The 20,420-nt window shown below is 40.2% G+C and carries 21 protein-coding genes and 2 pseudogenes; 7 read left to right on the forward strand and 16 right to left on the reverse strand.

Annotated elements, in window-relative coordinates; translation table 11 throughout:
• Nucleotides 1-79 precede the first annotated feature (79 nt).
• Complete coding sequence (gene panB / locus C427_RS02220; RefSeq protein WP_007640422.1) at nucleotides 80-874, forward strand: 3-methyl-2-oxobutanoate hydroxymethyltransferase; 795 nt, start codon at nucleotides 80-82, stop codon at nucleotides 872-874.
• Nucleotides 875-933: 59 nt separating this feature from the next.
• A complete protein-coding gene (gene panC / locus C427_RS02225) occupies nucleotides 934-1,782 on the forward strand; it encodes a pantoate--beta-alanine ligase (protein WP_007640423.1) in 849 nt (282 codons plus the stop codon).
• 27 nt (nucleotides 1,783-1,809) lie between these two features.
• Here the strand turns inward: panC and panP are convergent.
• Nucleotides 1,810-3,430 (reverse strand): annotated as a pseudogene (panP, locus tag C427_RS02230) (pyridoxal-dependent aspartate 1-decarboxylase PanP).
• 180 nt (nucleotides 3,431-3,610) lie between these two features.
• Here panP and C427_RS26915 point away from each other — a divergent pair.
• A pseudogene (locus C427_RS26915) lies at nucleotides 3,611-4,324 on the forward strand (EAL domain-containing protein).
• Between the two features lie 19 nt (nucleotides 4,325-4,343).
• Here C427_RS26915 and trmB read toward each other — a convergent pair.
• The 10 genes from trmB to pdsO form a co-directional block, all read right to left on the reverse strand.
• Nucleotides 4,344-5,000, reverse strand: coding sequence for a tRNA (guanine(46)-N(7))-methyltransferase TrmB (trmB, locus tag C427_RS02240; protein WP_007640429.1), 657 nt, complete (start codon nucleotides 4,998-5,000; stop codon nucleotides 4,344-4,346).
• Entirely contained in the window at nucleotides 5,000-5,770 is a 771-nt protein-coding gene (locus C427_RS02245) for an ABC transporter permease (RefSeq protein WP_034899838.1), read from the reverse strand. The genes trmB and C427_RS02245 overlap by 1 nt, the downstream gene beginning before the upstream one ends.
• 115 nt (nucleotides 5,771-5,885) lie before the next feature.
• Complete coding sequence (locus tag C427_RS02250) at nucleotides 5,886-6,851, reverse strand: ABC transporter ATP-binding protein (RefSeq protein WP_007640435.1); 966 nt, start codon at nucleotides 6,849-6,851, stop codon at nucleotides 5,886-5,888.
• 405 nt (nucleotides 6,852-7,256) lie between these two features.
• Nucleotides 7,257-7,676 (reverse strand): hypothetical protein, encoded by a 420-nt coding sequence (locus tag C427_RS02255; protein WP_007640437.1) that lies wholly within the window; start codon nucleotides 7,674-7,676, stop codon nucleotides 7,257-7,259.
• A 213-nt stretch (nucleotides 7,677-7,889) separates the two neighbouring features.
• Nucleotides 7,890-8,165, reverse strand: a complete 276-nt coding sequence (locus C427_RS02260; RefSeq protein WP_007640439.1) for a sortase domain-containing protein — start codon at nucleotides 8,163-8,165, stop codon at nucleotides 7,890-7,892.
• Nucleotides 8,162-8,440 carry a sortase family protein gene (locus C427_RS02265; RefSeq protein ID WP_007640441.1) on the reverse strand — a complete coding sequence of 93 codons (279 nt, stop codon included), beginning with the start codon at nucleotides 8,438-8,440 and terminating at the stop codon, nucleotides 8,162-8,164. The genes C427_RS02260 and C427_RS02265 overlap by 4 nt, the downstream gene beginning before the upstream one ends.
• Nucleotides 8,441-8,463: 23 nt before the next feature.
• Nucleotides 8,464-8,799 carry a hypothetical protein gene (locus tag C427_RS02270; RefSeq protein WP_007640445.1) on the reverse strand — a complete coding sequence of 112 codons (336 nt, stop codon included), beginning with the start codon at nucleotides 8,797-8,799 and terminating at the stop codon, nucleotides 8,464-8,466.
• 43 nt (nucleotides 8,800-8,842) lie between these two features.
• On the reverse strand, nucleotides 8,843-9,295 hold the full coding sequence (locus C427_RS23895) for a vault protein inter-alpha-trypsin (RefSeq protein ID WP_015430344.1): 453 nt from the start codon (nucleotides 9,293-9,295) through the stop codon (nucleotides 8,843-8,845).
• A 9-nt stretch (nucleotides 9,296-9,304) separates the two neighbouring features.
• Nucleotides 9,305-10,654, reverse strand: a complete 1,350-nt coding sequence (locus C427_RS02275; protein WP_015430345.1) for a VIT domain-containing protein — start codon at nucleotides 10,652-10,654, stop codon at nucleotides 9,305-9,307.
• Between the two features lie 16 nt (nucleotides 10,655-10,670).
• Entirely contained in the window at nucleotides 10,671-11,414 is a 744-nt protein-coding gene (pdsO, locus tag C427_RS02280) for a sortase-associated OmpA-like protein PdsO (protein WP_007640447.1), read from the reverse strand.
• A gap of 226 nt (nucleotides 11,415-11,640) precedes the next feature.
• On the opposite strand from pdsO, the gene pdsR reads away from it, so the two are divergent.
• Nucleotides 11,641-12,333, forward strand: a complete 693-nt coding sequence (pdsR, locus tag C427_RS02285; RefSeq protein ID WP_007640454.1) for a proteobacterial dedicated sortase system response regulator — start codon at nucleotides 11,641-11,643, stop codon at nucleotides 12,331-12,333.
• 43 nt (nucleotides 12,334-12,376) lie between these two features.
• Nucleotides 12,377-14,566 (forward strand): proteobacterial dedicated sortase system histidine kinase, encoded by a 2,190-nt coding sequence (gene pdsS, locus C427_RS02290; protein WP_007640455.1) that lies wholly within the window; start codon nucleotides 12,377-12,379, stop codon nucleotides 14,564-14,566.
• Nucleotides 14,567-14,605: 39 nt separating this feature from the next.
• Here pdsS and C427_RS02295 read toward each other — a convergent pair whose 3' ends face one another.
• Together C427_RS02295 and yjjX are read right to left on the reverse strand one after the other, a co-directional pair.
• A complete protein-coding gene (locus C427_RS02295; RefSeq protein WP_007640457.1) occupies nucleotides 14,606-14,818 on the reverse strand; it encodes a hypothetical protein in 213 nt (70 codons plus the stop codon).
• Between the two features lie 151 nt (nucleotides 14,819-14,969).
• A complete protein-coding gene (yjjX, locus tag C427_RS02300) occupies nucleotides 14,970-15,500 on the reverse strand; it encodes an inosine/xanthosine triphosphatase (RefSeq protein WP_007640458.1) in 531 nt (176 codons plus the stop codon).
• A 174-nt stretch (nucleotides 15,501-15,674) separates the two neighbouring features.
• Here yjjX and C427_RS26155 point away from each other — a divergent pair, with 174 nt between their 5' ends.
• Together C427_RS26155 and C427_RS02305 are read left to right on the forward strand one after the other, a co-directional pair.
• Nucleotides 15,675-15,848 (forward strand): hypothetical protein, encoded by a 174-nt coding sequence (locus C427_RS26155; RefSeq protein ID WP_007640460.1) that lies wholly within the window; start codon nucleotides 15,675-15,677, stop codon nucleotides 15,846-15,848.
• A gap of 12 nt (nucleotides 15,849-15,860) precedes the next feature.
• Complete coding sequence (locus C427_RS02305) at nucleotides 15,861-16,616, forward strand: MBL fold metallo-hydrolase (RefSeq protein ID WP_007640462.1); 756 nt, start codon at nucleotides 15,861-15,863, stop codon at nucleotides 16,614-16,616.
• Nucleotides 16,617-16,704: 88 nt separating this feature from the next.
• Here C427_RS02305 and C427_RS02310 read toward each other — a convergent pair whose 3' ends face one another.
• The 3 genes from C427_RS02310 to C427_RS02320 are packed head-to-tail and all read right to left on the reverse strand — an operon-like array spanning nucleotide 16,705 to nucleotide 20,419.
• Nucleotides 16,705-18,438 (reverse strand): GMC oxidoreductase, encoded by a 1,734-nt coding sequence (locus C427_RS02310; RefSeq protein WP_007640464.1) that lies wholly within the window; start codon nucleotides 18,436-18,438, stop codon nucleotides 16,705-16,707.
• A gap of 51 nt (nucleotides 18,439-18,489) precedes the next feature.
• On the reverse strand, nucleotides 18,490-19,128 hold the full coding sequence (locus C427_RS02315) for a gluconate 2-dehydrogenase subunit 3 family protein (protein WP_007640465.1): 639 nt from the start codon (nucleotides 19,126-19,128) through the stop codon (nucleotides 18,490-18,492).
• Nucleotides 19,129-19,186: 58 nt separating this feature from the next.
• A complete protein-coding gene (locus tag C427_RS02320; RefSeq protein ID WP_007640467.1) occupies nucleotides 19,187-20,419 on the reverse strand; it encodes an MFS transporter in 1,233 nt (410 codons plus the stop codon).
• Nucleotide 20,420 lies beyond the last annotated feature (1 nt).

The following is a 20,420-nucleotide window of genomic DNA, read 5'->3' on the forward strand; positions in this document are numbered from 1 at the left end:
TATAGTGCATTTACCTTATGTACTGTATCTAGGCACTTAATAGTATTTTTTGATAACATCAAAAATTGGAGAATATCTAATGAAAAAAGTAACGACTTCAAGCTTGCTGAAAATGAAGCAAGAGAGTACTAAAATCACTGCCTTGACCGCTTATGATGCAAGTTTTGCTAAATTGTTTGATGAACAAGGCATCGATGTTTTGTTGATTGGTGATTCACTTGGTATGGTGTTAAAAGGTGATGACGATACATTAACCGTTAGCCTTGAAGATATTGCCTATCATACCCGATCAGTGAGGAAGGGGGTTGAACGTGCTTTTGTAGTAGCTGACATGCCCTTTATGTCCTACTCCACCCCAGAACAAACTTACTTAAGTGCTGCCCAACTAATGCGTGCAGGAGCAAGCATGGTGAAGGTAGAAGGCGGTAGTTGGTTATTGGATACTATAAAAGGGTTGAACGAACGCAGTGTTCCTGTGTGTGGCCATCTAGGTCTGACACCACAATCGGTGCATGTTTTTGGTGGATTTAAAGTACAGGGCCGCGACGACCTACAAGCTGAAAGGATCCTCGAACAAGCCAAAGAATTAGAACAAGCTGGCATACAGCTATTAGTATTGGAGTGTATTCCATCTGACCTCGCTGCCAAAATATCTCAAAGCCTGAGTATCCCTGTTATTGGTATTGGTGCTGGGGCCCAAACAGATGGGCAAATATTAGTGATGCACGATATGTTTGGTATTAGCGCAAATTACATGCCTAAGTTTTCTAAAAACTATTTGCAGCAAACTAACAATATGCGTGAGGCTGTTAGCCAGTATATTCAAGAAGTGCAAGATGGGAGTTTCCCCTCAGACGAGCACAGTTTTAATTAACATGCGCTTGTATCTTTTCAGCGTTTACTAGTAACTCTTTATTAAAGTAATTTACCACTATGCAACTTATCAGTGAAATTTTAGATCTCCGTGAAATCAGACGTACTTGGCAGAATAGCGCTAAGGTGATTGCATTTGTTCCTACTATGGGAAATCTGCATCAGGGCCATTTAAACCTTGTGCGTGAAGCTAAGAAACAAGCAGATATTGTGGTGGTGTCTATCTTTGTCAATCCGATGCAGTTTGGCCCTGATGAAGACTTAGATGCTTATCCTAGAACGTTAGCAAGTGATAGCCGTTTATTGGAAGATTTAGGTGTAGATGTACTATTTATGCCTCAGGCTAGCGATATTTATGCCAGAGGGTTAGAACAACAAACCTTCGTCGAAGTACCTGGTTTGTCTTATATGATTTGTGGTGCCAGTCGCCCAGGACATTTTCGTGGTGTGGCAACGATAGTGTGCAAACTATTTAACATGGTGCAACCTAATTTGGCCTTCTTCGGTGAAAAAGATTTTCAGCAATTACAGGTGATCAAGGCTATGGTGACTGACCTATCAATGAACCTAAAAGTGTTTGGTGTGGCAACTACAAGGGATGATGACGGTTTAGCAATGAGTTCAAGGAATCAATATTTAAAGGACAAAGAGCGTAAGTTAGCGCCTACTCTTTATAAAAAGATGCAACAGTTAGCCACTGAAATTAATTCCGGTCGTAGGGATTTTATAACGCTAACTCAAGAATACAAATTACAGCTAGCCAAATTAGGGTTTAATCCCGACTATCTTGAAATTCGGAATGTTGAAAACTTGCTACAGCCAGGACATGAAGACCGTCATTTGGTGCTATTAGCTGCTGCATTTTTAGGGAAAACCCGATTGATTGATAATTTGCAGATTAGGTTGTAGAAAAATTTAGTATGAAGACAAGTTGCTCTAGCTTGCCTTTTTATGCTTCAAACAAAGTTTTTTCCACATTTTAGTCTCGCTGGCTATGACTATTTGCTCATCAAGAATATTTTGTAAGTCGGTTTCAGTGGTTAGCGGATTAGCCAATACCACTCTAAATACGGTAATCGCTTGATGAGGGTATTTTTCAGTGGTCAACCGCGTGCGAGAGACAAATGACTTGCCTGCCTCTCTTTGTTGTTTTTGCACGCTTACAGTCAGATTATCTAATTCCATATTTAACGCATGACTGATTTTTGGCTGGGTTTTCATTTTTGTCTGAACGTCTTCTGGATTCACTCTGTAAGTTAACAGAGACAAAGTGGGAGACGTGATAAGTTCAAAGTCTGGATGTGATTGGATCATACGAGCAAACGTTTTGGCTTTTTCTATACTTTGGTTAATTAGCAGTTCATAACCTTGGCGGCCAAATATATGTAAAGAGGCGTATACCATCATCGCCATACCATTTCGCGAACCTTCCAATGTGGTAGCACCTAAATCTTTAGACCCTGCACGAAGAATGTACTGGGCGTGATGGCGAACAGCGTTACTGTCATTCGGGTCTTTAAATAGCACCATGCCAGCTCCCATAGGCACATACATCTGCTTATGGGCGTCCATAGTCACCGAGTCTGCTTTCTCGATACCTTTAAGCAAGCCTCTGTGTTCGTGAGAAAACAATGTTGCTCCCCCCCAAGCCGCATCCACATGAAAGTGACAGCCTAGTTCTTTTGCTACATCTGCTAGCTCGTCTAACGGGTCAATATGTCCTGTTTCAGTGGTGCCTGCGATACCGACAATAGATAATATCTTGTTACCATCTTGTTGGTATTGTTTGCCCACCGCTAAGGCTTTTTCAGGAGATAGACGTTGTGTAGGGCAGTCGATCGTAATCATCTGCTGTCGACCTAAGCCTAATAGATCAACTGTTTTAGATAATGAATAGTGGCCGCGTTTAGATGAAATAATCCCCATTTTTTTATAGCCATAATGCATCATTCCTGCTGTCATACCTTCCTGAGCTACACCTTTAAATTGCGTGGTGGCCGGTAGAGCTTTATTTCTTGCGACCCACAAAGCCGTTATGTTGGCAATAGTTCCACCGGAGCAAAAGGCTCCTAAAGCATGGTTCGCACTATGTAGATAGGTATGGTAAAAAATCTCCAGACTGCTTATAAACCAACTCGTGCATCATGCCTAGCATTTGCCGTTCAAGTGGCGTGAACGCTTTAGATGTTTCGATTTTTACTAAATTTTGGTTTAACCCTACCAATAACTTCGCTAATGGTAGGTGAAAATATGGCAATGCGGAGGTCATATGACCAATGAAACTCGGGGAATAGGTATTAACAGAGTTGGCTACTAATTTATCTAAAAGATCTTCTGCATGCTTTGACACGAACTCAGGTGACTCAGGTACTGCATACTCTGCGAAACTTTTTTCAATTTGCTCAAGTGAATTCACCTTAGTCACAACATGTTGTGACAGGAAGTCTGACAGATTATCAGACAGGTGTTGTTCAATCTGTGCAAGTTTAGAATCTTTGCCTTCAGGCATAGTAAACACTTTGTACAAATGCTCTAAACTAACCTCAGCTCCGCTCACTATTATTACCTTAATCTGAAAACTTTCACATTGCGTATTTTACCTTAATTTTTGCTATTAACAATAGGTGCTTACAACTCATAATTAAAGAGCCAATAAATACAGGAATGGGTAATAATCTGGTAATTACTAAAGTGTTGTTATATTGTTCAAAATACTCGCAATAAGAAGTATATTTGTATGCAAGTCACTGAAGTAACTGATAGTTTTAACTTAGATAACATTGTGCCGTTTTTTCAGCCTATTATGGATTTGAAGAATAACGTGGTTTGGAGTTATGAATGTCTCGCTCGACTTTTAACGTCTGGTCAAAATAGTTATTTACCTTCAGATTTTTTGTTCTTAGTTGAAAGGCAACGATCAGTCGCCCAGTTGACTCAAACCGTGTTTAGCCGCAGCGCCAATTATTTTAGAGATATTAACATGGCGTGGAATATCAATTTGAGTTTGTCGGATATGACTGACTCAAACATCCTTAAATTTCTTCAATCACAACTTGAGGATTATCTTAACCCAAAACGAATTTCTATTGAAATCACAGCATAAAATGCATTGGTAGAAAGTGCTGAATTCAGTCAATTTTATGAAACGTGTGATGCTTTAGGTATTACCATTGTGATAGATAACTTTGATCAGAAAGAGTGTGATTTGCAGGCAATACTCTCATTACCCATATCCGCAATAAAAGTATCCGCTACATTATTTGATAATGTAACAAGCGATGCAGCCACAGAAAACTTTGTTAAAAGGCTAATCATTGCTGCCGCAGACAATAAGGTTGTGGTGATAGCTGAACGAATTGAACGCCAAGAAACGTTAGAGGTGGTAAAACAGCTGGGCATTAGATATGCCCAAGGATTTTATTTTAGTCAACCTAAAGCCAAGGCAGATTAAACGTTATACATTTCTATAGTTATAATTTTGCCAACAGTTGCCAGCTACTTTGTCCACTTTGCCAGTACTTTCGTTCGAAGGGTGTGATTGCCTTTTCACTCTGATATACACCGATTTGATTACTGATATCAGCAATATTTAAAGCGGCAGAAAATTCTTGTATGTATAACTGCCAATTACTTCTTACTTCCAGTGTTCCACCCAGTTTTAATATATCCCTTAATGCCGATGTGGCATACCAACGACGCTGCAAATGGGCCGATTTAGGATAGGGATTGGGATAGAGTAAATAGTGTTTTGTTAATTTTTTATCAGAAAGAATAAGTAATCTTAAAAAATCACTCAGATCTGCACGTAATACCAAATAGTTTTGTAAAGTACTGGCGTAAGATTGGTGTTTGTCTGTGCGTAAAGCGGATTTATCAATACCTATTACTCGCGCATTTGGATGTGCTTGAGCAATATTCACAGTGCTTTCACCTACACCACAACAAGAGTCTAAAATAAGATCTCCCTGCCAATCCCCAAGCCAACTAATCGCATCTTGAAAGGCTTCTTGAGTATGTATCGATAGGGGCTTTTGACTTGCACAAGCAAGGTGTCGGGTAACAACCTTGTGCAAATTTTGATGAATACCCGTTTGATTGGTACTGATGGTGCGTGATTGTTGCTGCATTAACTTCGGATGCCTACGCCACGGTTGATCAGAGAGTAAGCCCAACCAAGTAATACCACGTTAAATCCTATTAATATGCCCAACGAGACATAGAAGTTAATATCCGACTCGCCTAGAAAACCAAATCTGAAGCCGCTTACCATATACACAATAGGGTTGATTTTACTGACCCACTGCCAGAATTCAGGCAATAAACTTAATGAGTAAAAGACGCCGCCTAAGTAAGTCAGTGGTGTCAGTATAAAGGTAGGTACAATACTCACATCATCAAATGAATTCGCGAAGATGCCGTTTATTAGCCCTGCAGTAGAAAATAATATTGTTGTTAGTAGTAACGTCACAAAAATTATTAACAAATTGTGAATCTGTATATCTACAAAAAATAACGAGACAATGGTAACAATGATACCAACCAGCATGCCCCTAGCTACACCTCCACCAACGAATCCAGCGATAATTATCCAATTCGAAACGGGGGCAACTAATAACTCCTCAATATTTCGTTGATATTTAGCACTATAAAAAGAAGAGGAAACATTGGAGTAAGCATTCGTGATCACCGCCATCATAATTAAGCCGGGTACAATAAACTCCATGTAGCTAAAACCGCCCATGTTGCCAATTCTGCTACCGATTAAATTACCAAAAATCACAAAGTACAATGACATGGTAATTGCAGGTGGAAGCAGAGTTTGGATCCAAATTCTTAAAAAACGTAAACACTCTTTACGCCACATAGTTCTTAGGGCCACCATATTCAGGCTGTTCATAAGCGTAATGTTTTTTATAGGCTCAGGGCTGTTTATTGGTTCAAGACTGTTTATTGGTTCAAGACTGTTTGTTGATTCAAGACTGTTTATCGGCTCAGAGCTGTTAGGCTTAAGGTTACTCATTAGTGACACCTAACGCTTGTTTTTTGGTTGGGTTAACGTCTTTTATGGATTTTCCAGATTCGACCATTCTAACGAATAGTTCTTCTAATCTATTGGATTTATTGCGCATACTTAATACTTGTATCTCTTTTTGAGTTAACTGTTCAAAAACGGAGTTAAGGCCCGATTCCTTAGGCACATCCACTTCTAAAGTATGCTCGTCAACTAAACGGTATTCGAAGCCATCTAAAGTTAAAGAACTTAAGTTCTTTGATAAATCCAGCACAAAGGTTTCAATGTTTAATGTGGCAAGTAAGGCCTTCATACTGGTGTTTTTGACAATAATACCTTTATCAATAATGGCGATATTGCGACATAACATTTCTGCTTCTTCAAGATAATGGGTGGTAAGAATAATTGTCACACCTTGGCGATTAATCTCTTGTAAAAAAGACCACATAGAGCGGCGTATTTCAATATCTACACCAGCAGTAGGTTCATCTAGAATAAGTATTCTAGGTTCATGCATTAATGCTCTGGCGATCATTAGCCGTCTTTTCATGCCACCAGAAAGTTGTCTGGCAGGTGAGTCACGTTTGTCCCATAGGTCGAGTTGCCTAAGATATTTCTCAGCTCTGGGTTTAGCGACATCTTTAGGCACCCCATAATAACCTGCTTGGTTTAGCATGATCTGTATTAAAGGTTCGAATTGATTAAAATTAAATTCTTGCGGTACTAGCCCAATACAAGATTTCGCTTCGATAGGTTGAGTCGCTAGCGAGTATTCAAAGATATCAACGTCACCTTGAGTTTTATTCACTAGCGAACTAATGATCCCTATGGCAGTTGATTTACCTGCGCCATTAGGGCCCAGCAAAGCGAAAAAATCGCCTTGCTTTACTATTAAGTCGATGCCTTTTAAGGCTTTGGTGCCCCCCTTATAGGTTTTAGTTAATCCTTTGATACTCAGTGCGTTCATATTGACTGCCAGATAAAGTGTGAATCGAAATTGGGATATGCTCATGCATTTAAAATGTGTGCTTTATATATCGAATTCTAGCGACTAAAATTTGTAAAGATGTAGTTTATTTTAATAACAGAAGAGTCATATAACGGAGCTATAATATTGTGTTTACTATGCTTAATTCAAGCTTATGTGTGAATTGTTTTAGATTTGAGTCGAGAACGGGATATTGTCAGACAACTCTGATTTTTAGCAATCGCTTATATTTTCCAGTTATTGAAGTGATTAGCATTACGCCTAGTTCACGATTATACAGTTTAGGTCTGTGCAACGGTGATGGGAATGAGTTAGCTTTTATTTTATATATTAAAGAGACAAAAGGGCAATACGCCATTTTGTCTCTAATTAGAGACTATGATATTAACAGCCTTCAGGATCTGCCCCCAATTTTTTCTTGGTTGCAATGCATGCATCTTTTAATTTTTTAGCTGCATCAGTTTTTAACTCAGCTGCTTTTTCCTTAGTCGCATTGATGGTTTCAGAGGCCTTTTTAGCTGTGGCATCGTATGCGTCACCGGCCTTCTCTTTGGCTTCGTCATAAGCCTCAGTTGTGCTTTCTTTTAAATCATCAGCCATATCTGCTGCGCTGTCAGCAAGCTTAGATGCACCCTCTTTAGTTTTGCCATATAACACTGATGACTTTTCCTTTGCTGTAGTTACCATTTCTTTGGTTTCTACTTCTACTTCTTGTGCCGATTCTTTCTGTGTGTCAGTGCAAGCGCTCAGCCCAATGCTTAGTGCGGCAAATGTCATTGCTAGGGTTATTTTTGATAAGGTCATTATTATTCCTTGTGATGTGTCTAATAAATAGTGTCTCGCTTAATACGCTCTTAGAAAAAGCCTTTAGCTATAAAAAGCCTTTAGCCATAAAAAGCCTTTAGCGAATTCCGTTCCATGTTTTCAAAACGTTGATAAATATGGTGTTTATAAAGATTACTTTATATTCGTCAGAAAAAGAGGTTATTTATGTCTTTAATTGACGACAGGTTCGTATTACGTCGCAGTTGCTCGCACCATAAACCTATGAATTGGGTTCGGTAACACACTGTCAAATGGATAACAGGTAACTAGGGTAAGGCTGGATTGTTCAACATCAAAAGTGTCGTTGTAATTTTTACTTTGAATATAGTTTAGCTGTAAATTCAAAGCAATACGCAGCGTTGTCACTTTGAACTGTTTACGCTTGTGTCGGGTCTTTACTTCGATAAGGTCACCTTTCTTGAGTCTTTTTAGGCTATTAAATTGTGTATCACGGTGACCTATTATCACGCTGTTACCTTTTTTCCCGGTTCAGGTGTTGAGCTGATGTGGGTCGGTGCAAAAGCCAAGTTTCTAGCACTGGCACCAGCCAGCACATACCAGCTTTTGTCCTTAATGATGAGTTCAGCCACTGGATGAGTATCTGCCCAAGGCCAAGGCTTGTGTTGTTTATCAGACTGTAGATTTTTATGCCAAGCATGAGCGATGAGGTATTGTGCTAACTCTGCTTTTGCAAAAATATAAAACCCGCCAGAAAATTGGTAAACACCCAGCAACAGACTCAAGGTTATAATTTTATGCCTGATGACTAGGGATAGTAGTTTTGAAATACTACCTTTCTTCTTGTAAGTAAGTACATACATATAGCTAATCCAATTAAAATTAAGCCTGTTATTATCTTGATGGGTGCTGAAGTCGCTGTCTGAGGAAGGCTGCCAGATGATTGAACTAGTTGATTTGAGGTGCCTTTAGGTACTGGATCTGCTACTTTTTGAGTGTTTGATTGAACGTCAGCTGGGCCAGTTGGCGTTACATCTACGGCGACTAAGCTGGTGTGCTGACTGACTAAATGATGTGCAAGAGCTGTTTCTGTAATCTGAGATTGGTATTCATTTTGCTCGGCTACGGAACTGCTAGGTCGCATACTCGCGCGGCGCTTATCCCTAGTCAACTGGCTTATTTTTTCTCTAGCCCATAAAACATTGAGCCCTGAGATTGATTTTTGACAAGTCATTGCCAGAGTCTATATAACTGCTAGTGCCTAAAGAACTGCCAGAGCCTGAAGAACTGCCAGAGCCTAAAGAGTGTCCTGCTTCAATTATCCCGGCAGTTAGCCGGTAGCTCAGCACCAGCGGTTCGTCTTTATATAAGTCGCTTATAACGTTAGGGTAAAACTCTAACTGCCTATTCGATTGCAAGCTGCTGGAATTTAACTGCAACTCGATATCAGTCAAGGCTGGGTACTGTAATTTAGTTAATAATGTAAGCATCTTTTCTTGTACCTGAGCAATCGACCCAATGTAGGTAAAGGTTCCTTTGCCCATTTTGGCTGCTTCACTCATAAAGTAACTGTTAGGTGCACTACCTATACCCACAGTAAATAGGCGTGTGTTTACAAGCTTGTCAGCGATCAACTGCATTAATGATTCTTAGTTGCCCACGCTACCATCAGTAATGAAGACTATTTGGCGCAAAGTGCTCGAATCATTAACTCTAGCTTGGGAAAAGGCTAGTTTTAATGCACTTTTCATTTCTGTTCCACCATTGGCAGATAAACTATTTACAAAATGTTTTGCATCCTGTTTATTATTTTTGTTTGCTAATTTTGGTGATTTCCACAAATTTTGTGCATAACTATTAAATTCAATAATATTAAAATTGTCTGTTTCTTGAAGTTGCTCAACAGCCAAAAACAGTGCTTTTTTGGCTTGTTTAATAGCGTCGCTCTCCATCGACCCTGATGTATCGAGAACAAGAATCATTTCCCGTGGTTGAGTCTGCGTAACCTGCTCTGTATTGATTGGAGGTAGCAACATTATCAAACCATATTCATCGCCGTTAACTTGCTGGGTATAATTTACAGACTGCGGTGCTGCGCCTAATTCTGGTCGCCAGTTCAGAACAAAATCTTGGTTAGTAACACTGCCTTTTGATATTTGAATATGATGACTCCCATCTGTTAGTCGTTTAACAGTGATGGGATGGAATTCGCTTTTAATGCCTTTCACCTTAAAACCAGCATGTAAACTTACCCTTAACTCGGTGTTTGGTTGGTTATAATTGCTGTAAGGAAACTCTGACGGTGTTTGTGTCTCTGGTGTCTTGTCGCTGGGGAAGTATCGAGGTGTAATGGTCATAGGGAAACGCAGACTATATTGTTGTCGGTCAAAATTTAGCGTTTGCTGATATTCAATTGTCACTTTAATCGTCTCACCTGGGCCGATATTCGCTATGGAATTAGAAAACATATTGGGCCGTTGCTGTGCCACTAAACTGGCTTTTATGCCCTGCGCTTTAGCCTGAAGATAAATCTGCTTTGCTTCAGATTTTTCCTTAATCTTACCTTCTATTTTGCGCTCACCCACTGTCATCAAAAAATGATCGACGGCGGCATTTTCGGGCAAAGGAAATACGTATAGTGCATCGACCCAATTTTCACCAGTATTCTTAAAGGTTTGGGTCAGTTTAGTACGAGCGACGATACCTGTTACCTTGATATCAACTCTGGTTTTAAGAACTGGGCTTAGCGAGTGTTGTGCAACTGTTTCGCCCTGCACTAATTGTTGATGAATAAAAAACAAGGTGCCACTTTGGGCACTTTGATGATCTCTTATGGGTAGATTGATGAGAGCGACATTTACTTGTTTGTCTGGTGATCCTAATTTACCTGAAATGGAAGGTGTGTTGTGTTTGTTGGTAAAAGCGGGCACTGCATATTGCAGGGCCCCTATCGCAATAACCACCAAACTAACAACGGCAAGTTTAGGTAGTGATGACATAGCAAGGTTTCCTTTTTTATTGATTAGCTGCTGTCATTTCTGTCTGGTCATCAGATACTTTTAACATGACTCGGCGATCAAAAAAATCATCTTCGAAATGCACGCCTGCGCTAACTAATGAAGATTCACCGAATGAGTTAGTGATGACTTGCTCTTCTCTAACGTTCTTATTAATGAGGTAGTTTTTTACTGTTAACGCACGTTGCTCAGAAAGAGCTTGATTAAACGTGCTGTCGCCACGTTTATCAGCGAAACCTGATAAGGTAATGCTTAATGCGGGATTTTTTTGTAAAGTTTTGGCTATCAAGTCTAACTGTGATTTATAGTGTGTCTCTAAAACATAAGAAGCTGTTTTAAATTGAATATTACTTTCAATTTCCGGAACGCTATGATTAAACGTAGCTTGTTCCAACGCACTATCCATTGATGCTATTTGAACCATTGCACGTTCTTTTGCTTGCTCAAAATTCTGTTGCATTACAAACAATTGTTGGTCTTTTTGTTCAAGTGCAGTGTTAGCTGTTTCTAGCTTTTTATCAGAGTTCAGGTCATCAGCTATCATCACACCAAAAATGCCTGCGATTATCCCGCCTAGTGGTCCAGCGATGGCGGTGCCGATTACTACGCCTGAGCTAAGGCCAATGACTTCGTTGGTTTTTTCTTGAACACTGCGTTGTTCAGCAATTGCGCTGCCAGACAATAAGCAAGTGAAGGCGATCGCGGTAGTCATTTTAATACTGGTTATTTTCTTGTGTTTCATTGTTATCTCCAAGAGAGTGGTTGTTTGATTCCTCTCTAGTAAACAAATATTGTGTGGCTAATTCAGGGAGGGAAAATGGCAATCTAGAGGTCAATTGTGGCGGAAAAATGGAAATTGTAATTTTTGGCTATTTATCGACTTAACCTAAAGATGTTTTGCGATATAGTTCAGCTATAACTAAAGCCGCTATGAAATAAAGCGGCAATAAAGTAAACAGGCACAGGCTATGTCAAAACGTATCGCCTTGGTTGAAGATGACCAAGCATTAAGGGAAAACTATATTGCTGCGCTTAGCAAGCAAGGTTATGAGGTACAACCCTATCCTAATCGAAGTAGTGCAGAACAGGCATTTTCTGAGCGACTACCGGATTTGGCGATCATTGATATTGGTCTAGAAGATGAAATAGATGGTGGTTTTGCTGTTTGTCAGCAATTAAGAAGTTTATCCAAAACCTTACCTATTATTTTTTTTACTGCGCGAGATAATGATTACGACACTATTTGTGGTTTGCGTATGGGCGCTGATGATTATCTGACCAAAGACATCAGTTTACCGCATTTATTGGCCAGAATAGCTGCACTGTTCAGACGGACGGAACTATTAGATAGGCCACAAGCACAAACTGACCTGATTCAAACAGGTGATTTGCTGATGGACAGCAAACGTATGACTGTCAGCTGGAAAGGGCAGGGCATTGAACTAACTGTTACCGAATTTTGGATGTTACACGCGGTTGCTAAATTTTCGGGACATGTCAAAAGCCGCCAACAACTGATGGATGAATCAAAGATGGTCGTGGATGACAGCACCATTACATCCCATATCAAACGTATTCGTAAGAAATTTATGCAGCTAGACCCAGATTTTGACTGTGTCGAGACCGTTTATGGTATGGGGTATAGATGGAAAAGCGTGTAAATATGTTGTCACCGCTTAATGTCAGTTTGTGGGTGGCAAGTATATGAGCCGATTTCGCTTTGGACTGCGTCTTAAATTACTTTTTTTCTCTTCTTTTTTACTGGCTATTCCTTGGTTGGGATATCAATACGTATGGGAAATGGAAACCTATCTGCGCATAGGCCAAGAGCAAACCATGGTAGGTACTGCTCGTGCTGTGGCTACTGCTTTACATGAGCGCCCTGCGTTATTTGATAGTCAATCAGCCTATTTAACTGACGTTAAACCAGGCACTGATTTATACGCCCATAAAATTGCCTATCCTATTCAACTGGACGGCAAGTTAGACGATTGGCAAGACTATCGGCATTTGGCCATTGCTTATGGGCAACAAAACCTGATTGATCCTATTCAAGACTACAAATTGGACAGCCTGCACTTTAAACATATGGTGGGGCAGTACGATAGATTCTTATATGCAATGTTTGATGTCACGGATGACAAAGTATTACTCAGGCCAAACAATAGTTTACGTATTGATAAGAACGATCACTTACAAATAGCCATGACAGATAAAAATGGTTTGTTTCAACGCTATATTATTGCACCGTCAAAGCCCGGTTGGGTGAACGCATACCTGCTAAAAGATGACTTAAACTCGTTACAGCCAGAAAGGTTAGAAACTAAGATTCAAGGGCAATGGAGGGATACGTCAAACGGTTATCAACTCGAATTACGTTTCCCCTTGGCTATGATTTCAAGCAAAATTGCGTTTGCTATTGTTGATGTTGATGACCCAAGTACTAGAACTGTGGAACACATAATGGGAACAGCTAATCCGTCGCAAGTTGATTCACTGGGCACTGTACTGGTGCCTTCGCCGGAAATAGAGCAAATTCTTAAAGGGCTTAAATACTCAAATGCTAGGGTTTGGGTGGTAGATAAACATATGCGGGTACTCGCTCGTTCGGGCAATATTCAAAGGGCGTCTGGCGTGCAGAGTGATTCACAGAATAACTCACATATTGGCTTTGGAAGTGGGAATAAGTCACTGGATCAACGCAGCTGGTGGAAATATATTGAAAACAACTGGTTGTTACCGCTTTATTATCAAATATTGACTAAACCACCTGCTGATTTTGTAGATGACCTACGTGACGCATTTGCATTACAAGGCCAAGATATAAGCCAAGCATTAAAGGGTACACCCAGTTCTTTGTGGCGCTTAAGTTCAGATAATAAAGCGGTGATTATGTCGGCTGCTCATCCTATTTATATTGATGAAACGGTAATGGGGGCCGTGGTAGTAGAACAAACTACCAATGGTATTCGTACCCTTAGAAATAAAGCTCTGGAACAGCAGTTTCATTATATATTGCTGGTTATTTTAATCAGTACACTGGCGTTATTTTTAATGGCTTCACGTATTTCTTGGCGTATTCGTAAACTTAGAAATGAAACCGAAAGTGCAATTGACCAACAAGGCAAAATTATTGGCGATATTGTGCCTTCGACTACCCGTGACGAAATAGGCGATTTATCGCGTACCTTTACTCATGTGCTAAGCAGGCTCAGCCAGTACAATACTTACTTAGAGAATATGGCTTCTCGTTTGTCTCATGAGTTACGCACTCCTGTGGCGATTGTTAATTCTTCGTTAGACATTCTGCTATTGGAAGAACAAAACCCAGAGAAAAGACAATACGTGGATCGTGCGAAACAAGGTATTACCCGATTAAGTAAAATACTCTCAAATATGAGTGAAGCAACACGATTAGAGCAGGCGATCCAAAGCAACGATCGGGAACCCTTTGATTTAGATGAATTATTAAGAGGTTGTGTGGCGGGCTATCGTTTAGCTTACGCCGCTAGAAAGTTTGATGTGCAAGTGTCGGTGTCTAATTCGAAATTTCATGGTGCCCCTGAGTTATTCGCTCAGATGTTAGATAAAATCATTGCCAATGCGGTTGAATTCAGTCGAGAAAATTCTGCAATTAACTTGCAAATGGTGAATAGTGATCAAGGTTATGTGCTGACCATTGCTAACCAAGGCTGTTTGCTACCAGAGAATATGCAACACCAATTGCTTGATTCTATGGTCTCAGTTCGCAAACAACAAAACACCGAGCAACCTCACTTAGGCTTAGGTTTGTATATTGCTAAAATCATTGCCCAATATCACCAAGGTGATATCAGAATAGATAATCTTAAAGATAAATCGGGTGTAGTGGTGACCCTGGTGTTTAAGGATTAAAAGGCATGTGTAGCTAAGCTTACTATAGCCTAAATCAGCCTAGCCTCGTTTGTGTTTACGTGCCATTCCCCAACCTATGATACCCGCACCAATTATCGCGCCAATCCAAGCATAAGGTTCTGTGTCGGGTGAAAGCTGTTTGGCAAAGACGATTGTCATCATGGAAAAAATACACAGTCCCCAACCAAAAATTTCGACTTTACTTAAATATTTGGAGAGAAAAAAACTCGATTCTTTGGGTTTCTTTTGCATGCCTTGCCTCAGTGGTTTTGATACTTAATATACAGTGGGTCATATTCGACAATACGATACCAGCTAAATCAAAAAAACCAAGGTTTTCAGTCTACACATGGGTTCGCTTTCATAAACTCAGAGTTTAACTGACTGAATAAATGATGGGTGTTTATTGCGTATATAATTCAGGATGAATAAATGGGGCCATAGCAAGAATGATGGCTTGTCGGTATACACTTTCTCTTGTGGCTATACCATTGGTTAAAAGGCCTATAGCACCCTGCTTTTGTTTGACGTTGTCAGTATTAAAAAATCTGTCCATAACATGACCTAATTCTTCACCGTTTTTCAGTGCTTGATAGATGACGGGGGGCAAAGGCAGATTACAACTGCGTCCTATAGACATTTGCTTTTGATTTGCGATAGCTACAAATGCAAAAGTGGCTGGGCCGTATTCGAATTGGTCGACCCCGCCTTCAAGCGCAATATAAAAGTCAGCTTGAGAGTGTTGTTGGCAATATTGCACCCTATTGATGGCGCCAAATTTAGTTTCCTCAGTATTCATAGGCTGCTCAGATACGTTTGATGGAGCGTTTATGCCCACACATTCCACTTCTTTTAAACTTAAAACGTCACATATTGCGGTTCGAGCAGCACTAATTTTTACTGGGTTTTTTGATCCGACTACAATTTTTATCATTCTGATCCCCGATGCCTCATAAAATATTAATACGGTAAATTATTTAAGCGAATAGCTTTAAATTGTAGCACTAAGCGCTTTATTAATATTAAAACACTGCTCGATTACCTCGATTTTGCACGATATAATATTTGCTGTTTTTAAACCATAATAATAAGAGATACGTGGACCACCATGAATAATGTACCTCCAGAGTCTTTGATCCGCACTTGGGTGTGGATGATGTCCGAAAATAACGATCCAGAACTGATGAATAAAGGCCGAAAAAACCTGATTAACGCCTTTGGTAGTTTACAAAAAGCGATTGAGTATATCGAACAACAAGTTGATTCTAGTGAAGAGAATTAAAGCTTATTTGTTTTGAAAATTCATCAGTTAAAAGGTTACATTCAATCGATTTATTTGGTCGAGTACCCACAACAATTGTTGCTGCTTGATGGCTGTTGTCGTGTAGATATCAGTATGCTTGAACAGTTTATTACTGACGACTTAAGTCGCCCCTTCTCTGACTTAAAACTGATTGTAGTCACTCATATGCATCCAGACCATGCTGGCGCAGCCCATAAATTACGAACAATAACGGGTTGTAAGATTGCTAGCGCCAATATGCCGAAGCAGTGGTATACAGGTCTAAGTGGCAGACTTTCGCACCTAGTAGATATTGCTCTAGCCACATGGGTGGCAAGTAGAATAGGCAAAACTAGAAAAAATCTATGGTATTCGCCTCATTTGAAAATTGACTATGCATTGACTGATCAAGATACATTACCTGGTTTTGATGACTGGCGTGTATTACTGACAGCAGGTCATACCGATCGTGACTTATCTGTTTTGCATATAGCTTCAATGCGAATTTATGTAGCAGATTTATTAGTTAAGGTAAAAGACCGTTTTATACCGCCGATCCCAGTGAATTATCCTCAACAATATAGGGCTTCAATTTTAAAAGTACAGGCCTTACGGCCTGCCTCTATTATGTTGGCCCATGGTGGTGAAGTCATGTTAACCGAGCAAGACTTTGCGCATGTGTTGACAGTGGCGCCTAGAAAACCTTTTACTATTTGGACGCCAGCTAAAAATAAATTGAAGCGTCTATTACTCAGAAAAAAAGGCTAAGAATATATAGTCTTTTTTGAGTAATGTACTTCCAACTCTCCATAGTAGTGATTCTTCAGAGTACTACTTACTTTGAGCCAGAGTTGATTTATATCCGCATCGCTTTCATCTCATTTACACAATAATCTACCGCTCTTACTGTTAGAGCCATAAATGTTAGTGAAGGGTTTTGTACCGCGCTTGAGCAAAAACTTGCACCATCGGTTACAAATAAATTAGTAACGTCGTGACATTGATTAAAGCTGTTTAACACTGACTCTTTTGGATCTTTGCCCATCCGTGCTGTGCCGACTTCATGAATAGCCAAACCAGGGTTGCTGGTCTCGATCGAGTTATAACTATCGATTTCTGTTAGCCCTGCTTTGGTTAGCATCTCAGCTGCTGTTTGTTCGGCGTCTGCCATCATTAATTTTTCGTTCTCAGACCAAGTACAATCGATGTGGATGAGTGGAATGCCCCATTTATCAGTTTTAGTGGGGTGTAATGCCATGTAATTATCAAAACGTGGCAACATTTCACCTTGTGCGTGAAGGCCCATTCTCCATCTTCCTGGTTTACTAAGTTTGTCTTTGAAGTTTGCACCTATGCCTTGCTGATTAGCATTACTCTGCCAGTTTTCGCGATGACTGCCACCTGACAATCCATACCCACGAACATAAGTTTGTTTGTATAAAGAGGGTTTGTACTGAAAATTAGGGACTAATATGCCAGACGGTCGTCTACCTGAATAATATTCATCTTCAAAACCTTCCACTGTGCCTGTAGCACCTGCATTGTAGTTATGATCCATCAAATAATGACCCAGCACCCCAGAACTGTTAGCAATACCATTTGGGAAGGATTTAGTCTTGGTATTTAACATGATTTGCGCAGAGCCTAAAGTCGACGCGCATAAAAACACCACTTTAGCAAAATACTCTCGAGTACTAAGATCGTCGTTATCGACCACCCTTACACCTTTCACGCGTTGAGTTTTTTCATCATAAATCAGACTATGCACCACACTGTTCGGGGCAATCGACAAGTTACCTGTTTTAGCCGCAGCGGGTAGAGTAGAGCTTTGAGTAGAAAAATAGGCTCCAAAAGAACATCCCTTTTGACATTCGTTTCTGGTTTGACAGGTAACACGGCCTTGTTCTAAATGTAATTGTGTAGGCTGGGTTAAGTGTGCAGTGCGTCCCATGATGAGATGCCTATCTGGATATTGCTGCTCGATTTTTTGCTTCACATGTAACTCGGGAGCAGTCATTTCGAATGCGGGCAAAAACTCACTGTCAGGTAGTTGTTCAAGATTTTCTGAGCTGCCACTTATGCCTGCAAATTTCTCCACATGGCTGTACCAAGACTCAAGATCTTTGTAACGAATAGGCCAATCATTACCATGGCCATCTTCCTTATTAGCAGCAAAGTCATAATCACTGAGTCGATAAGACTGACGATGCCAGATAAGGGATTTCCCCCCTAATTGATTGGCTCTTATCCAATCAAACCCAGTCCCTTGTTCTGTACTGTAAGGCAGGTCTTTGTCATTACCAAAGAATTGTTTTGTCATGTCGCTGAAGGCATAACATTTTTTTTGTACCGTGTATTTTTCTTCAGTGAGTAAATTATCGACCTTGGTTCTATTTTCAAATTCCCACGGGCCTTTTCCTTCAGTAACATAGTCTTTTCGATGTTCGACTACTCGCCCGCGCTCTATCATTAAGGTCTGCATACCGCGCTCACAAAACTCTTTAGCAGCCCAGCCTCCAGTAATACCCGAACCTACCACAATGGCATCGTATACTTGGTCGCTTTCGTGAATATATAAATCTGTAGTCATATAATTTACTCGTGATTCCGTTTGGTTACGTCCATTTTCTATCAATAGAAACTAATAATATGCCTGTGGACCCCAAGATTTTGTATCTAAATTGGCAGGGATAGAACCGATAAAACCACCAGGAACAGGTTGGTAATTAAGTACTTGTGTGGTGCCTACTTCAGAGGTGAAATAGCCAAACACGATCAATGCTTTAAGAAACTTAAATTGACCTTTTTCAATATCTGACAATATGCTATCACTTTCAATGTCTATCAAAAGTTGCTGCTGCTGTTGGGGTTGCAATAATATAAATGTTTGACCGAATTTTTTAAGCGCCTGCATATCCACTGTATTGATGATTTGCTTACAGTCATCTTGCTGCTGTTTTGAGTGGCAGTGTTGAAGCTGGTGGGGAATAAATTCATGGCATCCCACTTCGACCGCACTAGGGGTGTTTGTTTTAGGCAGTATGGTTTCGCATAGGCTGTAAAGAACGCTCAATTCATGTTCTGAAAACAACGTACCATTTTGGGATGATTTGGGTCGTTGTACCGCAAATTTTTCGGCCACAGGTAGACTACAACCCGACAGCACTGCTGCAGCCGTAGTTGCACCAAATAAAGCAGCCATCTTTTTCATAAACAAACGGCGGTTATCTTGGTCATCTGTGTGTATATCTAACTCGGTTTTATTTGAATTAGTGGACATAACAATCTCCTCAATATTATTAGACTTAACACCTGCTTTATTTGGTAACATCAAATTATTAACGGACGCTTGGCTCAGAATTTTCTTTTCGCATAAACCAATAAAACCCGCCAAAAATAACAATTAAAGCAAGTGGGAAATACAGTAAGTTATTCAATGCAGCTTGGCCTGAAGCCATTGCTAAGTCGTTACCTGCTAAGCCCGCAATTTCAGCTTCTCTTGCTGCTGAATCTATCCAGCTCCCAATTACTGGATTCCACATACCTACCGCAAACATACCTGCGCCACCCATGAGTGACATGCCTAACGCACCTGTTTTAGGGGTATATTCACTGGTACAGCCAATCATTGTTGGCCAGAAGTACGTGACACCTAAAGCAAATACAACAGCAGCAAAATAAACAGCACTGCCTTGTAACTGCGTCATTAGAAACAATCCTAAACTAGTCAATATCGCTGAAACAAATAATACGCCAGCGGGACTGAGTTTATGCACCAGTGGGCCTGCATAAAAACGACCAACGGCCATAATGCCGGTAATCATCGCTAAGATAAGCATAGGCTGTGCACCAGAAGCGCTTAATATTTGATTGATCCATTGGCCTGGGCCAAATTCGCTGACGGCTGTCATGGTCATGCACACAATTAAAAACAGATATATAGGGTTAAGTAAGCCTTTTAAATTACTGCGAGTAGAGTTTTCTGCTTGGTTGAATTCAGGGAATTCAAAACCTAACATCATTATGCCGTAAATAGCTGTTGGAATTAACATAGTGGCGACTTGTGCTTCCCAGCCTAATCCCATTTGAGTCATACCTGCAGAGACGAGAGAGCCAATCACAATACCGCCAGGAAACCATACGTGAAACCGGTTTAACATGGTGGTTTTATTGTTGGGATAAAGTTGCGCAATAATTGGGTTACAGCCTGCCTCTACCAAACCATTAGCGATGCCAATAAGGAAGGTTGAGATCATCAAGCCCCAAAATCCATCAGCAAAAATAGTTAATACAATACCTAAGGCATGACCAATAAAGGCTAACCAAATAATCAATTTAGCGCCGATAGCGTTATACAATATTCCGCCAAATATCATGGCAACAGGGAAACCTAAAAAGGCCATACTGGCTATCCAGCCAAGTTCTTTTCCGCTTAAGCCATATTGCTGACCTAAATCACCTAATATTCCTGCTCGAATAGCAAAGGTCATAGACGTCACTATTAGGGCTATACAACTTATACGAAAAATGCGTTTAGCGTCTTTATCTGAAATGTTGGCTGTCACATCCATA

Source organism: Paraglaciecola psychrophila 170 (assembly GCF_000347635.1).
In the GTDB taxonomy this organism is placed as follows: Bacteria; Pseudomonadota; Gammaproteobacteria; order Enterobacterales; family Alteromonadaceae; genus Paraglaciecola; species Paraglaciecola psychrophila.